Origin of the sequence: Pseudomonas sp. D8002 (genome assembly GCF_013385695.1) — a bacterium.
In the GTDB taxonomy this organism is placed as follows: Bacteria; Pseudomonadota; Gammaproteobacteria; order Pseudomonadales; family Pseudomonadaceae; genus Aquipseudomonas.
This window is the reverse complement of the sequence record NZ_JACAPM010000057.1, coordinates 21,499-35,805: the sequence shown is the minus strand read 5'-3', so window position 1 is coordinate 35,805 and position 14,307 is coordinate 21,499. Positions and strand designations below refer to the sequence as shown.

At 61.8% G+C, this 14,307-nt stretch carries 16 protein-coding genes; 8 read left to right on the top strand and 8 right to left on the bottom strand.

The window, feature by feature from the left end; translation table 11 throughout:
• Positions 1-18 precede the first annotated feature (18 nt).
• Together HX807_RS29235 and HX807_RS29230 are read right to left on the bottom strand one after the other, a co-directional pair.
• On the bottom strand, positions 19-1,170 hold the full coding sequence (locus HX807_RS29235) for a patatin-like phospholipase family protein (protein ID WP_177051907.1): 1,152 nt from the start codon (positions 1,168-1,170) through the stop codon (positions 19-21).
• 32 nt (positions 1,171-1,202) lie between these two features.
• Positions 1,203-2,138 carry a lipid A biosynthesis lauroyl acyltransferase gene (locus HX807_RS29230; protein ID WP_177051905.1) on the bottom strand — a complete coding sequence of 312 codons (936 nt, stop codon included), beginning with the start codon at positions 2,136-2,138 and terminating at the stop codon, positions 1,203-1,205.
• A gap of 118 nt (positions 2,139-2,256) precedes the next feature.
• Here HX807_RS29230 and minC point away from each other — a divergent pair, with 118 nt between their 5' ends.
• From minC to HX807_RS29205, 5 genes are all read left to right on the top strand, one after another.
• Positions 2,257-2,994 (top strand): septum site-determining protein MinC, encoded by a 738-nt coding sequence (minC, locus tag HX807_RS29225; protein ID WP_003209099.1) that lies wholly within the window; start codon positions 2,257-2,259, stop codon positions 2,992-2,994.
• 199 nt (positions 2,995-3,193) lie between these two features.
• Positions 3,194-4,006, top strand: coding sequence for a septum site-determining protein MinD (gene minD, locus HX807_RS29220; RefSeq protein ID WP_003209098.1), 813 nt, complete (start codon positions 3,194-3,196; stop codon positions 4,004-4,006).
• 3 nt (positions 4,007-4,009) lie between these two features.
• Positions 4,010-4,264, top strand: a complete 255-nt coding sequence (minE, locus tag HX807_RS29215; protein ID WP_003175252.1) for a cell division topological specificity factor MinE — start codon at positions 4,010-4,012, stop codon at positions 4,262-4,264.
• 96 nt (positions 4,265-4,360) lie between these two features.
• Positions 4,361-4,996, top strand: coding sequence for an RluA family pseudouridine synthase (locus tag HX807_RS29210; protein WP_008432172.1), 636 nt, complete (start codon positions 4,361-4,363; stop codon positions 4,994-4,996).
• Positions 4,997-5,167: 171 nt separating this feature from the next.
• A complete protein-coding gene (locus tag HX807_RS29205; protein WP_003209095.1) occupies positions 5,168-6,457 on the top strand; it encodes a M18 family aminopeptidase in 1,290 nt (429 codons plus the stop codon).
• A gap of 143 nt (positions 6,458-6,600) precedes the next feature.
• On the opposite strand, the gene glp is transcribed toward HX807_RS29205, so the two are convergent.
• Positions 6,601-7,827 (bottom strand): gephyrin-like molybdotransferase Glp, encoded by a 1,227-nt coding sequence (glp, locus tag HX807_RS29200; RefSeq protein ID WP_177051903.1) that lies wholly within the window; start codon positions 7,825-7,827, stop codon positions 6,601-6,603.
• Positions 7,811-8,350 (bottom strand): molybdenum cofactor biosynthesis protein B, encoded by a 540-nt coding sequence (moaB, locus tag HX807_RS29195; RefSeq protein WP_003209092.1) that lies wholly within the window; start codon positions 8,348-8,350, stop codon positions 7,811-7,813. Before moaB ends, glp begins: the two co-directional genes overlap by 17 nt.
• A gap of 75 nt (positions 8,351-8,425) precedes the next feature.
• Here moaB and mobA point away from each other — a divergent pair, with 75 nt between their 5' ends.
• Together mobA and HX807_RS29185 are read left to right on the top strand one after the other, a co-directional pair.
• Positions 8,426-9,028, top strand: a complete 603-nt coding sequence (gene mobA / locus HX807_RS29190; protein ID WP_003209091.1) for a molybdenum cofactor guanylyltransferase MobA — start codon at positions 8,426-8,428, stop codon at positions 9,026-9,028.
• Positions 9,029-9,108: 80 nt separating this feature from the next.
• Complete coding sequence (locus tag HX807_RS29185; protein ID WP_003209090.1) at positions 9,109-9,330, top strand: YgdI/YgdR family lipoprotein; 222 nt, start codon at positions 9,109-9,111, stop codon at positions 9,328-9,330.
• 57 nt (positions 9,331-9,387) lie between these two features.
• Here HX807_RS29185 and HX807_RS29180 read toward each other — a convergent pair whose 3' ends face one another.
• From HX807_RS29180 to HX807_RS29170, 3 genes are all read right to left on the bottom strand, one after another.
• Positions 9,388-10,272 (bottom strand): pseudouridine synthase, encoded by an 885-nt coding sequence (locus tag HX807_RS29180; protein ID WP_003209088.1) that lies wholly within the window; start codon positions 10,270-10,272, stop codon positions 9,388-9,390.
• Between the two features lie 70 nt (positions 10,273-10,342).
• Positions 10,343-10,678 carry a hypothetical protein gene (locus tag HX807_RS29175; RefSeq protein WP_003209087.1) on the bottom strand — a complete coding sequence of 112 codons (336 nt, stop codon included), beginning with the start codon at positions 10,676-10,678 and terminating at the stop codon, positions 10,343-10,345.
• A 74-nt stretch (positions 10,679-10,752) separates the two neighbouring features.
• Positions 10,753-10,989, bottom strand: a complete 237-nt coding sequence (locus HX807_RS29170) for a glutaredoxin family protein (protein WP_008432163.1) — start codon at positions 10,987-10,989, stop codon at positions 10,753-10,755.
• Between the two features lie 141 nt (positions 10,990-11,130).
• Between HX807_RS29170 and HX807_RS29165 the strand changes: the two genes are divergently transcribed.
• Positions 11,131-12,852 carry a monovalent cation:proton antiporter-2 (CPA2) family protein gene (locus HX807_RS29165; RefSeq protein WP_177051901.1) on the top strand — a complete coding sequence of 574 codons (1,722 nt, stop codon included), beginning with the start codon at positions 11,131-11,133 and terminating at the stop codon, positions 12,850-12,852.
• Here HX807_RS29165 and HX807_RS29160 read toward each other — a convergent pair.
• Positions 12,839-14,047 (bottom strand): ammonium transporter, encoded by a 1,209-nt coding sequence (locus HX807_RS29160; protein ID WP_003209083.1) that lies wholly within the window; start codon positions 14,045-14,047, stop codon positions 12,839-12,841. The genes HX807_RS29165 and HX807_RS29160 overlap by 14 nt on opposite strands.
• Positions 14,048-14,307 lie beyond the last annotated feature (260 nt).

Here is a 14,307-nt window from a genome sequence, read left to right as displayed (position 1 = left end):
ACAAGCCCGCTCCCACATTCAGTCCGGTGTCAGGCCTAGAAACCGCTGCAACTCTTCGCGCTTGGCCAGCGCATCCCGCCTTCCCAGCTCGATCAATTCGCTGCAATACCCCGCCTCGAACAGCAGGTAGCTGAGCACACCCGCGCCACTGGTTTTGGTCGCCCCCGGCCCGCGCAGAAACAGGCGCAATGCCGCCGGCAATTCCTGGCGGTGACGTGCCGCGATTTCGTCGATTGGCTGACTGGGAGCGATCACCAATACTTCCACTGGCGCCAAACCTTGTATCGCCGCGTTGGCCGGCAACACGTGGCTGAACTGGTTCAGGCGCTCGAGCAATTCGATATCGCTTTCCAGGCTGTCGATGAACGTGCTGTTGAGCATGTGCCCGCCGATCTGCGCCAACGTCGGCTCCTGGCCGGTGAAGGTGCGCGCCGGGTTCGATGGATCGTTGCCACGCGGGTTGCCACTGGCCCCCACCACCAGCACGCGGCTGGCGCCCAGGTGCAACGCAGGACTGATCGGCGCCGACTGGCGCACCGCCCCGTCACCAAAATATTCCTGGCCGAGTTTGACCGGCGCAAACAGCAACGGAATCGCCGAGCTGGCCAGCAAGTGTTCAACGGTCAATTGGGTGGGAATGCCGATGCGCCGATGCCGCAACCAGGCATCGATGGTGCCGCCGCCCTGATAGAAGGTCACGGCTTGCCCGGACTCGTATCCGAACGCGGTCACCGCCACAGCATGAAGGTGTTTCTCGCGGATCGACTGCGCGATCCCTTCCAGGTGCAGTTTGTCGCGCAACAAGTCCCGCAGCGGCGAACTGTTGAGCAGCGCCACTGGCACCTGCGCCCCCATCCCCAGCAGGCTGTGGATAAGGAATCGACTGGCCTGGCTGATCACCCCGGGCCAGTCGCTGCGCAGCACCAGGTGGCTGCGAAAGCCCTGCCAGAAGGCGGTCAGGCGCTGGATGGCGGCGGTAAAGTCCATGGCGCCACTGGCCAGGCTCACCGCATTGATCGCCCCGGCCGAGGTGCCGACGATCACCGGAAACGGATTGGCCGCGCCCGGCGGCAACAACTCGGCTATCGCCGCCAGTACCCCCACCTGATAGGCGGCCCGCGCCCCGCCGCCGGAAAGAATCAAGCCTGTGACCGGTTCAGCTGGGCGCATTGCATCACTCCATGGTGCTTGGGGACTTCAGATCAACGGCGGCGTTTTTCATACAGTTTAGGTTCACCTGGCGGCCGGCTCTTGAAGCGGCGGTGCGTCCACAGGTATTGCTCGGGGCATTCGCGCACGGAGGCTTCGACCCACTGGTTGATGCGCAGGCAATCGATCTCGTCGGTTTCACCGGGGAAGTCGGTCAGCGGCGGATGGATCACCAGGCGATAACCGCTGCCGTCGGCCAGGCGTTCCTGGGTGAACGGCACCACCAGAGCCTTGCCCAGGCGGGCGAACTTGCTGGTGGCGGTCACGGTGGCGGCCTGAATGCCGAACAATGGCACGAAGATACTTTGCTTGGCGCCGTAGTCCTGGTCCGGTGCGTACCAGATCGCACGACCGGCCCGCAGCAGCCTGAGCATGCCGCGCACGTCTTCGCGCTCTACGGCCAGGGAGTCGAGGTTGTGCCGCTCGCGGCCACGGCGCTGGACGAAATCGAACAAGGGGTTGCCGTGCTCGCGGTACATGCCGTCGATGGTGTGCTTCTGCCCGAGCAAGGCGGCGCCGATTTCCAGGGTGGTGAAATGCAGGGCCATGAGGATCACGCCCTTGCCTTCCAGTTGCGCCTGCTTGAGGTGCTCCAGCCCTTCGACATGGGCCAGGCGCGCCAGGCGCGGCTTGGACCACCACCAGCTCATGGCCATCTCGAAGAACGCGATGCCGGTGGAGGCAAAGTTTTCCTTGAGCAAATGTTTACGCTCTTTAGCGGACTTTTCCGGGAAGCACAGTTCCAGGTTTCGTGCGGCGATACGTCGACGTTCACCGGCCACCCGGTACATTCCCGCCCCCAAGGCACGGCCAATCCCCAGTAAAGCCCGGTACGGCAACTGCACAATCAGCCACAGCAAACCCAGCCCCAGCCATAAAAGCCAGAAGCGCGGATGAAAAAATACAGCTCGAAAACGCGGGCGATCCATTCAAGATTCCGGTAAAGACAACGGCCGCGCATTCTACAACGGTTCGACCCGGCTTGCGGCTAGCGGATGTTCTCGTTATAAGTCTCGACACTTTTCGTGACAAGCCGCTTTGCCGACCATGAGCCAAACCGAACCGCTAGACCAAGATCCCGTGTTCCAGTTGAAAGGCAGCATGCTCGCCATTACCGTGCTGGAACTGGCCCGCAACGACCTTGATGCCCTGGACCGCCAGCTCGCCGCCAAGGTCGCCCTGGCGCCGAACTTCTTCAACAATGCACCGCTGGTGCTGGCCCTGGACAAGCTCCCGGCCGGCCAGGGCGCGGTCGACCTGCCCGGGCTGATGCGCGTGTGCCGCCAGCATGGCCTGCGCACCCTGGCGATCCGTGCCAGCCGGATCGAAGACATCGCCGCGGCAATCGCTATTGAACTGCCAGTACTGCCGCCGTCGGGTGCCCGCGAGCGTCCGCTCGACCCGTTGGTCGGCGAAGAGAAGAAAAAACCGGAGAAACCGCCGGAGCCGACGATCAAGCCGACAAAGATCATCACCTCTCCCGTACGGGGCGGGCAGCAGATTTACGCCCAGGGTGGCGACCTTGTCGTCATCGCCCCGGTCAGCCCGGGGGCGGAACTTCTCGCCGATGGAAACATCCATGTATACGGCCCCATGCGTGGTCGTGCCCTGGCCGGCATAAAAGGTGACACCAAGGCCCGTATTTTTTGCCAGCAGTTGACCGCTGAGCTAGTGTCCATCGCAGGCCAGTACAAGGTTTCGGAAGATTTGCGCCGCGATCCGCTGTGGGGGGCCGGGGTACAAGTCAGCCTGTCGGGCGATGTGTTGAACATCGTTCGTCTTTAACGGATACTGCCGCATTTTCCAAGCATCTCTGGACTCTGATAGCACAGCGAAAACGGCAAAACTTGTGTAGGAATAATTTTAAGGTGGGGTTTGCCCAGGCAAACCGTGCTTTCTCCTACAAGAGCTGCCCGCCTGCAGCGAGTGACAAGAGATGTTTTTCAGGGACTAAAAAGTCCTTTTTCCTTAGGGGTGAAACACCTTGGCCAAGATTCTCGTGGTTACATCCGGCAAGGGTGGTGTGGGTAAGACCACCACCAGCGCCGCTATCGGTACCGGCCTCGCTCTGCGCGGCCACAAGACAGTTATCGTCGACTTCGACGTCGGCTTGCGTAACCTCGACCTGATCATGGGCTGTGAACGCCGCGTGGTGTACGACTTCGTCAACGTCGTCAATGGCGAAGCCAACCTGCAACAGGCCCTGATCAAGGACAAGCGCCTTGAGAACCTGTATGTACTGGCCGCCAGCCAGACCCGCGACAAAGACGCGCTGACCAAGGAAGGCGTGGGCAAGGTCCTCGCCGAACTGAAGGAAACCTTCGAATACGTGGTGTGCGATTCCCCGGCGGGTATCGAGACCGGTGCTCACCTGGCGATGTACTTCGCCGACGAAGCCATCGTCGTGACCAACCCTGAAGTCTCCTCGGTACGTGACTCGGACCGCATGCTCGGCCTGCTGGCCAGCAAGTCCCAGCGCGCCGAGAAAGGTGAAGATCCGATCAAGGAACACCTGCTGCTGACCCGCTACAACCCTGAGCGCGTCAGCAATGGCGAAATGCTCGGCGTTGAAGACGTGAAGGAAATCCTCGCCGTGACCCTGCTGGGTGTGATCCCGGAATCCCAGGCCGTCCTGAAGGCATCCAACCAAGGTGTGCCGGTGATTCTTGACGACCAGAGCGACGCCGGCCAGGCGTACAGCGATGCGGTAGATCGCTTGCTGGGCAAGACCGTGGAACATCGCTTCCTCGATGTTAAGAAGAAGGGATTCTTCGAGCGTATCTTTGGAGGCAACTAAACAATGAAATTTCTCGACTTCTTTCGCGCCAACAAAAAGCCAAGTACCGCGTCGGTAGCGAAAGAGCGTCTACAGATCATCGTGGCGCACGAACGCGGCCAACGCAGCACCCCGGATTACCTGCCAGCCCTGCAGAAGGAACTGGTGGAAGTGATCCGCAAGTACGTCAACATCGGTAACGATGACGTGCATGTCGCCCTGGAAAATGACGGCAGCTGCTCGATTCTGGAACTCAATATCACCCTGCCTGATCGTTGATCGAAAAGGCGGTCGCCACGGCGGCTCGGTTACCTGGCTCCCCTCACGGGGCCGGGTGAGCGAGCCGCCGTTGGCGTTTGTTACGAGGCTGTTTTAATGCCGTTGTCCAATGTCCATATCCTTCATCAGGACGCTGCTGTCCTGGTGGTGAACAAGCCTACCCTGCTGCTCTCGGTGCCCGGTCGCGCCGACGACAACAAGGACTGCCTGATCACCCGCCTGCAGGAAAACGGCTACCCTGAAGCCCGCATCGTCCATCGCCTGGACTGGGAAACGTCCGGGATCATCCTGCTGGCCCGAGACGCGGATACCCACCGTGAACTGTCCCGCCAGTTTCATGACCGGGAAACCGAAAAGGCCTACACCGCACTCTGCTGGGGCCAACCGGAACTGGACAGCGGCAGCATCGACTTGCCCTTGCGCTACGACCCACCGACCAAGCCACGGCACGTGGTGGACCACGAGTTCGGCAAGAACGCGCTGACCTTCTGGAAAGTCCTGGAGCGTTGCGGCGACTGGTGTCGGGTTGAGCTGACACCGATCACCGGCCGCTCCCATCAACTGCGCGTGCATATGCTGTCCATCGGGCATCCGTTGCTGGGCGATGGCTTGTACGCCCACGAACAGGCCTTGGCTGCCTGGCCACGTCTGTGCCTGCACGCCAGCATGCTGAGCTTCACCCATCCCCAGAGCGGCGAGCGTCTGCGCTTCGAGTGCCCGGCGCCGTTTTAACCTGTAAACGCAATTAAAATGTGGGAGCGGGCTTGCTCGCGAATGCGGTGGATCAGTTAGCTCATTCGGCGACTGACACACCGCATTCGCGAGCAAGCCCGCTCCCACATTTGTTCTGTGCACTTATCCCGTCGGACGGTAAACTCGCGCCATTGCTGTCTGGAGCTACTTATGCGCGAAGAGTTGAACCAAGGCCTGATCGACTTCCTCAAGGCCTCCCCTACCCCGTTCCATGCCACCGCCGCCCTTGCACAGCGCCTGGAAGCGGCCGGTTTCCAGCGTCTTGACGAGCGCGAGACCTGGACCACCGAGGCCAACGGGCGCTATTACGTGACCCGCAACGACTCCTCGATCATAGCCTTCAAACTCGGCCGCCACTCGCCCCTGCAAGGCGGCATCCGCCTGGTCGGCGCCCACACCGACAGCCCGTGCCTGCGGGTCAAGCCACAGCCTGAACTGCAACGCCAGGGCTTCTGGCAACTGGGTGTGGAAGTGTACGGCGGCGCGCTGCTGGCGCCGTGGTTCGACCGCGATCTGTCCCTGGCCGGCCGCGTCACTTTCCGCCGCGACGGCAAGGTCGAAAGCCAGCTGATCGACTTCAAGCTGCCCATCGCGATCATCCCCAACCTGGCCATTCACCTGAACCGTGAAGCCAACCAGGGTTGGGCGATCAATGCCCAGACCGAACTGCCGCCGATCCTTGCGCAGTTCGCCGGTGACGAGCGCGTGGACTTCCGCGCAGTGCTGACCGAGCAACTGGCTCGTGAACACGGGTTGAACGCCGATGTGGTGCTCGACTATGAGCTGAGCTTCTATGACACCCAGAGCGCGGCCGTGATCGGCCTCAATGGCGACTTTATCGCCGGTGCCCGCCTCGACAACCTGCTGTCGTGCTACGCCGGCCTGCAAGCCCTGCTCACCGCCGAAACCGATGAAACCTGCGTGCTGGTCTGCAACGACCACGAAGAAGTCGGCTCGTGCTCCGCCTGCGGTGCCGACGGCCCGATGCTGGAGCAGACCCTGCGTCGCCTGCTGCCCGAGGGTGATGAGTTCGTACGCACTATCCAGAAGTCGCTGCTGGTGTCTGCCGACAACGCCCACGGCGTGCACCCCAACTACGCCGAGAAGCACGACGCCAACCACGGCCCGAAACTCAATGCCGGCCCGGTGATCAAGGTCAACAGCAACCAGCGCTACGCCACCAACAGTGAAACCGCCGGGTTCTTCCGCCACCTGTGCATGGCCGAAGAAGTGCCAGTGCAAAGCTTTGTGGTACGCAGCGACATGGGTTGCGGCTCGACCATCGGCCCGATCACCGCCAGCCACCTGGGCGTGCGCACCGTGGATATCGGCTTGCCGACGTTTGCCATGCACTCGATTCGCGAGCTGTGCGGCAGCCACGACCTGGCGCACCTGGTGAAGGTGTTGAGTGCGTTTTACGCGAGTCGTGATTTGCCGTAATTGCAGGATGAACACAAATCAAATGTGGGAGCGGGCTTGCTCGCGAATGCAGAGGGTCAGTCAATACATCGGGTGACTGATCCACCGCTTTCGCGAGCAAGCCCGCTCCCACATTTTGATCTTCATTGTTTGATAGGTCGGGCTCAGTTCAACACTTCACTCAGCGGAATGAAGTTGACCCGGTCACCGATCTCCAGCGTCGTCCCCTCCAGCACTTCTACCAAACCTTCGGCCCACGCCGCGCTACGCAGCACACCCGAGCTCTGGTTGCGGTAGATGATCGCCTTGCCCTGCTCCAGCCGCCCGCGCAAATACTCGCGGCGATTCCCCGGCTTGGGCCAGACAAATCCCACGGGCACTTCAATGCGCAGCGGCTGCACGTCTTCCACGCCCTGGCGGCGCAACAGGTAAGGCCGCGCCAGCAAGGCAAAGGTCACCAGCGTCGACGCAGGATTGCCCGGCAAACCGATCACCGGTACACCACGGAAATGCCCGAACGTCAGCGGCTTGCCCGGCTTGATCGCCAGCTTCCACAGCGCCAGCTCCCCTTCTTCCCGCAGCGCAATCCCGAGAAAATCCGCCTCCCCCACCGACACACCGCCGGTGGACAGAATCAGGTCTACCGAGCCCAATGCGCCCAGGCGTTCGCGGGTTTGTTCCAGGTCATCCGGCAGGATCCCGGCGTCCACCACTTCGCAGCCCAGGCGCTCCAGCCAGCTGCACAGCACTCGGCGATTGCTGTTGTAGATCTGCCCGGGCCCCAGCGGCAGGCCCGGCTCGATCAACTCGTCGCCGGTGGACAGCACAGCCACGCGGGCGCGTCGTACCACCTCCAGCCGATCACGACCCAGTGAAGCCGCCAGGCCCAACTCGATCGGGCCCAGGCGTGTACCTGCTGGCAACACCCACTCGCCCACCGTGGTTTCCTGGCCTTGGGGACGGATGTTTTGATCCACCTGCAACGCTTCGGTGAAGCTCACCCGCTGATCGGCATGGACCACGGCGTTTTCCTGCATCTCGACGCAGTCCGCGCCCTCCGGTACCGGGGCTCCGGTGAAGATCCGCGCGCAGGTACCGGCAGCCAAGGGCTCGGGTGCCGTGCCCGCAAAAATGCGCTGGCTGACTACCAGTGGCTCACCGGTCCAGTCCGCCAGGCGCAGGGCGTATCCGTCCATGGCGCTGTTGGGCCAGGGCGGCAAGTCCAGCGTGGAGATCAACGCCTGGGCCAGCACCCGACCATCACACTCGGCCAGCGCCAACGTTTCCGGCTCGCGAATCGGCGCTGCCTCGGCCATCGCCAGCAATTGTTCGAGGGCGTCTTCCACCGGCATCAACGCACCGGTCTTGCCCGGCTTACCCACGGGATTCACAGGGCTCGGCCTGCTTCAAATGCGGGACGAAGTTGCACGGGCGGTGACGGTTATCCAATTGCTCGGCGAGAATCCCGTCCCAACCGGTGCGCACCGCGTTGGTGGAGCCCGGCAGGCAGCACACCAGTGTGCCGTTGGCCAGGCCGGCCAGGGCACGGGATTGCACGGTGGAGGTGCCGATATCGGCCACGGAGATTTGCCGGAACAGTTCGCCGAAACCATCCACCTGTTTATCCAGCAGGCAGCTCACCGCTTCCGGGGTGCTGTCGCGGCCGGTGAAGCCGGTGCCGCCGGTGATCAACACCACCTGCACCACGTCTTCGGCAATCCAGTGCGCCACTTGCGCACGGATTTTGTACAGATCATCTTTAAGCAAAACTCGCTCGGCCAGCAGGTGACCGGCGGCGGTCAGGCGGTCGACGAAGACCTGGCCCGAGGTGTCGGTTTCCAGGGTGCGGGTGTCGCTGACCGTCAATACAGCGATATTCAGGGGTACAAAGGGCGCATCAGCCTTGGCTTTCATGGCTCGGTCCGGTTGTCGAAGGAACAGCCCGATGTTATATCACAGCCCCCCATTTCACTGCCCGCAGGAGCCGTCATGCCAAGCCATTCTTCCCCACTGCCCTGCTCGATCCTTTTGCTGGCCGGCGGTCGTGGCCAGCGCATGGGCGGCCTCGACAAGGGCCTGCTGGACTGGCACGGGCAGCCGCTGATCGCGCACCTGCATCGCCTGGTGCGGCCGTTGACCGACGACCTGATCATCTCCTGCAATCGCAACCAGGCGCAGTACGCGGCCTATGCCGACCGATTGGTCGGCGATGACAGCCCCGACTTTCCAGGGCCACTGGCCGGCATTCGCGCAGGACTGGCGGTGGCGCAGCATGGGCATCTGCTGGTATTGCCGTGCGATGTACCGCAGATCGATGCACGATTGCTCGCCGACCTGCGCAGCACGGCGCAGCAAAACCCGTTGCTGCCGGTGATGGTGCGCCACGGCGATTTCTGGGAACCGCTGCTCTGCGTGATCCCCACTTCGCTGCGCGAGCCCTTCGAACGGGCCTGGGCAGCCGGCGAGCGCAGCCCGCGCCAGATCATGCAGGCGCTGGGGGCCAAGGCCCTGGATTGCCCCGCCGACGATCCGCGCCTGGCCAACCTCAATACACCGGAGTTGTTGCACCGCCCGCCCAGCGTGTCAGAATGAGCGTCGAACAAGGAACTTTGCCGACGTTACACACGTCACAAGGTCAGTACTCAACAAAGCATTCTCTCGGAGACAAACTCATGACTCAACGGACCATCGCCGCTCTCATGCTTGCACTGGGCCTCGCTACCCTTGCCGGTTGCGCCTCGCCGACAGTGATCACCCTGAATGACGGTCGCGAAATCCAGGCCGTCGACACTCCTAAATTCGACAAGTCCACCGGCTTCTACGAATTCGAACAGCTGGATGGCAAGCGCACCCAGATCAACAAGGATCAGGTTCGCACCGTTAAAGACCTGTAAGTCTTAACGCCAGATACAAAAAAGCCCGCGTAATGCGGGCTTTTTCGTTGCTGGGGTTTACCAGTCCAGGCTGATCTCGCTGCGAAAGTCGCGCTCAAGGCCGGTGACCGGGTCGATGAAACGCACCCCCTGGGCCAGCAGCTTGAGCGGGTTGGCGTAGTCGTCCTCGGCATCCTTGATAACGTCGGGGTAGAACGGATCGTTGCAGATACTCGCGCCCAGGGCCGTCATGTGCACCCGCAACTGATGCTTCTTGCCGGTCACCGGAAACAGGCCATAGCGCCACAGGTCGCCATTCTTTTCCCGCACCTCGACCGCCGTCTCGGTGTTGCTCGCCCCCGCGCCTTCCTGCATGCGAAAGAACGGCTCGCCATCCACCAGCCGGCTTTTGTGCACCAGCGGAAAGGTCAGCCCAGGCAATGCAGGGGCAATGGCTTCGTAGAACTTGTCGATCTTGCGCGTGGGAAACAGCTGTTGATACGCCGAGCGCGTCTGGGGGTTGGCCGAAAACAGCACCAGCCCTGCGGTATGCCGATCAATGCGATGCAGCGGCACCAGCGCCGGGTTGTCGAGGCGACGGATCAAACGCCGCAACAGGGTCTGCTCGACGTATTCACCGGCAGGCGTGACCGGCAGGAAATGCGGCTTGTCGGCTACCACCAGGTGTTCATCGGCGTAGAGGATGGTCTCCTGCACCGGGATCACTTTCTCGTTCGGTACTTCGCGAAAGTAGTAGATGCACAGGCCTTCGCGGTAGGCGAGGTCCTGATTGATGGGAGTGCCATTGATGTCCAGTACCCTGCCCCGGGCGATGCGGTCCAGCCATTGCTCACGGCTGATGGCCTGGAAGTGCTCACACAGGCAATCCAGCACGGTGGCCCAGGCGCCTGGCGGCAGGTACAAGGTGCTGGCTTGGTGCTGGGCAGCGGAAAAAACGGACATGGCAGGCTCAAGACGTGGACATACAGGCGCGCATTATCCCGCATGCAGCCGGATCAGGCCCAGCACAGATTCAGGCCTTGGCCAATTCCGCGCGCAACACCGGTGACGCACTGGCCGCCTCGGTGAATTCCTTGAGCCAGCGCAGCACATCCACCGCTTCCCAGCGGCCCGGGTCGTAAAGCGCATACAGCAAGCCCTGGTAACCCACCACATCCAGCTGCTTGTGATAACCCGCGCGCTGGAACAGCGCCTCGATCTCGGCAAAGCAGGTGTTGAAATGCACTTTGTTAAACGGCGTCTTGCCTTCCGTGACCAGGCCATCGAGGCGCAGCTCGTTCACCGCGTCACGCACGACGTCGGCGGACATGCGATTGACGCTGCTTTTCAGTTGTTCAACATTCACCACGGGCGTTCCCTCTCATTCAATCGCTGTACAAACATACAGTAACCGAATAATCGGGAACTCGCCATCGCCGAGTGCTAGCTAAGAAAGTTCACTACCTGCGCTTCGTCGAACGGCCACTCCAGCTCCGCGCCCGTGTCTACCCGGCGCAGCACCGGAATCCGCAGGCCGTAGGCTTCATACAGGGCCTCGGAATCGGCGATATCCACCAACTCCACCAGCAGGCCGTGTTCGACCAACGGCATGATTTCGGCTTCGGCAATCTCACACAGATGGCAGCCCAGGGTGCCGAACAACTGACATTCAGGAAGCATGGCAAAGGGTCCGAGAAGAATCAGGCACCTATTCTAACAGCGTCGGGACACTGCAAAAGCCTGACCCAGATCAGCATGGCGTATAACTGATTCAGCGACTCTCGCGACTTTTTTCCCGTAATACCTGCAATGGAGCTGCATGTGTTTGCCAACCTGCTGATTATCCTGGCCTCCTCCCTGGTGGTGATTGCGCTGTTTCGTCGCCTGCAACTGCCGCCGGTGCTGGGCTATCTGTGTGTTGGCCTGGCCGTGGGCCCCACCGCCCTCGACTGGGTCAATGACAGCGAAGAGTTGCCAGACCTTGCCGAACTGGGTGTGGTGTTCCTGCTGTTTTCCCTGGGCCTGGAGTTTTCTCTCAACAAAATGCTCGGCCTGCGCCGGGTGGTGTTTGGCTTGGGCAGCCTGCAGGTACTGTGCTGCGGGTTGCTGCTGGGCGGTTTGCTGGCACTGTTCGGCCTGTCGCCGACCACCGCGCTGTTGCTCGGTGCTGGACTGGCACTGTCGTCCACCGCCATCGTCAGCAAGGAGCTGACCAGCCTCGGCGAAATCTTCAGCAGCCATGGCCAGAATGCGATTGGGGTATTGCTGTTCCAGGATGTAGTGGCCGTATTGCTGCTGACCCTCGTGCCAGTGTTCGCCGGTAACAGCGAGCAAGCCTGGTACTGGGCATTGCCACTGACCCTGGGCAAAACCGTGGTGCTGTTCCTCGGCCTGCTGCTGGCCAGCCGCTGGTTGCTGCCGCGTTTGTTCCGTGAGGTGGCGGCGTCCCATTCGGCGGAATTGTTCGTGCTGCTGGCACTGGTGATCGTACTGCTCACCGCCTGGCTGACCCACTTGCTGGGCCTGTCCCCGGCACTCGGTGCGTTTCTCGCCGGCATGCTGCTGGGGGAAAGCCATTACCGCCATCAGATCGAAGCCGATATCCGGCCGTTTCGCGACATCCTGCTAGGACTGTTTTTTGTCAGCATCGGCATGCTGATCGACCTGCAACTGTTCGTCAGTCATAGCCTGTTGATTCTCGGCCTGACCCTCACGCTGATGTTGATCAAAGGCTGTGTGGTCGCGCTATTGGTGCAACTGCGCGGCAGCGACGGTGAAACCGCCTGGCGCAGCGGCCTGGCGCTGGCCCAGGGCGGCGAGTTCTGTTTCGCCTTGATGGCGCAAATGCAGCAAAGCCGCCTGCTGCCCGCCGACATCAGCGGCCTGCTGCTGGCTGCCACCTTCTGCTCGATGCTATTGACTCCGCTGTTGCTCAGGGCTGCACCCGCGATAGCCCTGCGCCTGCACCGCAAGCCCAACCAGCAAGTACAGCTTGAAGAGATTACGGCCCTGAATGCCGAGCTGCGCGACCACGCGGTGATCTGCGGCTACGGCCGGGTTGGCCAGTCCATCGGACGCTTCCTGCACCGTGAACAACAGGCGTTCATTGCCCTTGATGACGACCCGGAGCGAGTCCAGGAAGCGTCTACCGAAGACAGCGCCGTGCATTACGGCGACTGCCGCCGTGGCGCCCTGCTCAGCGCGGTCGGCCTGGAACGTGCGCGCCTGGTGGTGATCGCGGTGGACAACAGCGACGTCGCCCTGGCCGTGCTCAACGAAGCGCGGCGGATCAACCTGACCGTGCCGATCCTGGTACGCACCCGCGACGACAGTCAGCTGGCCGAACTGAAAGCCGCCGGCGCCACTGAAGTGGTGCCCGAGTTGCTGGAGTCGAGCCTGATGCTCGCCTCCCATGCGTTGATCCTGCTGGGGTTGTCGGAGCAGCAGGTGCAAGGCCGTGTCGATGAAGTGCGCCAGAGCCGGTACCGCCTGTTACATGGCTGCAACCAGAACGAAGGGGACGCGCCCCTCAATCCTGACTGACCGCGCCAATCTTGTGGATCGACAAATCCGCGCCGTAATACTCTTCTTCCTGACTCAAGCGCAGGCCATGCACGCGTTTGATCACGCCATACACCAGGAAGCCACCGGCCAGCGCCACCACTACCCCCAGTGCGGTGCCGATCAACTGGCTGATCAGACTGACGCCGCCCAAACCGCCCAGGGCGGTCTGGCCGAAGATCCCGCAGGCAATCCCGCCCCACACGCCGCACAGCCCGTGCAACGGCCATACACCCAGCACATCGTCGATCTTCCAGCGATCCTGGGCGGCAATGAAGAACCAGACGAACAAGCCGCCCGCCACCACGCCGGTCACCAACGCGCCCACCGGGTGCATCAGGTCGGAACCGGCACAGATCGCCACCAACCCGGCCAATGGACCGTTGTGCAAGAAGCCTGGGTCGTTACGCCCGATCACCAATGCCGCTACCGTGCCACCGACCATCGCCATCAACGAATTGACCGCCACCAGCCCGCTGACCCCGGACAGGGTTTGCGCACTCATGACGTTGAAGCCGAACCAGCCGACGATCAAGATCCACGAGCCCAACGCGAGGAATGGAATGCTCGACGGCGCGAACGCCACCAGGCGCCCTTCCCGATAACGCCCCTGCCTTGGCCCCAGCAACAGCACCGCCGCCAGCGCCAGCCAGCCGCCCATGGCGTGCACCACGACGCTGCCGGCAAAGTCATGGAAGCTGGCGCCGAAGGTGGCCAGCAACCAGGCTTGCAGGCCGTAGTTGCCGTTCCACACCATGCCTTCGAAAAACGGGTAGATGAAGGCTACGATCAACGCAGTGGCACACAGTTGCGGAACAAACCGTGCACGCTCGGCGATTCCCCCGGAAATGATCGCCGGGATCGCCGCCGCGAAGGTCAGCAGGAAGAAGAACTTCACCAGGCCGTAGCCGTGGTCGGCGCTGATCACCGCCGCCGGTTGCATGAAGGTCACCCCGTAGGAGATCCAATAGCCTATAAAGAAATAGGCCAGTGTTGAAATCGCGAAGTCACTGAGGATTTTCGACAGGGCATTGACCTGGTTCTTCTGGCGCACCGTGCCGACTTCAAGGAAGGCAAAGCCGGCGTGCATGGCCAGGACCATGACCGCACCAATCAGAATGAACAGCGTGTTGGAGCTGTGGACGAGGGTGTCCACCGCGCTTTGCAAATTTTCCATGGAGGATGGCAGGCCTGCAGATGCAGGAAAAAGCACCAAAGCAGTTCATGACCTTCATGATGCGCACTAAATTGGCACCAACGATCCGACCCTCGTTTGAGGCCGTGAACCGCTTTGGCGCAGCGATCATTGAAAAAGGCAGAATCCGACAGGGTTTTTCCGCGAGTTTTAGTTATTTAGGGTAAGGTTTTTCAGGGTTTGAGTCCCAACCGCCCGGATTCAGCGCAAGGCCCCGGGCCTGCGCACCAAGGCAAAGCAAA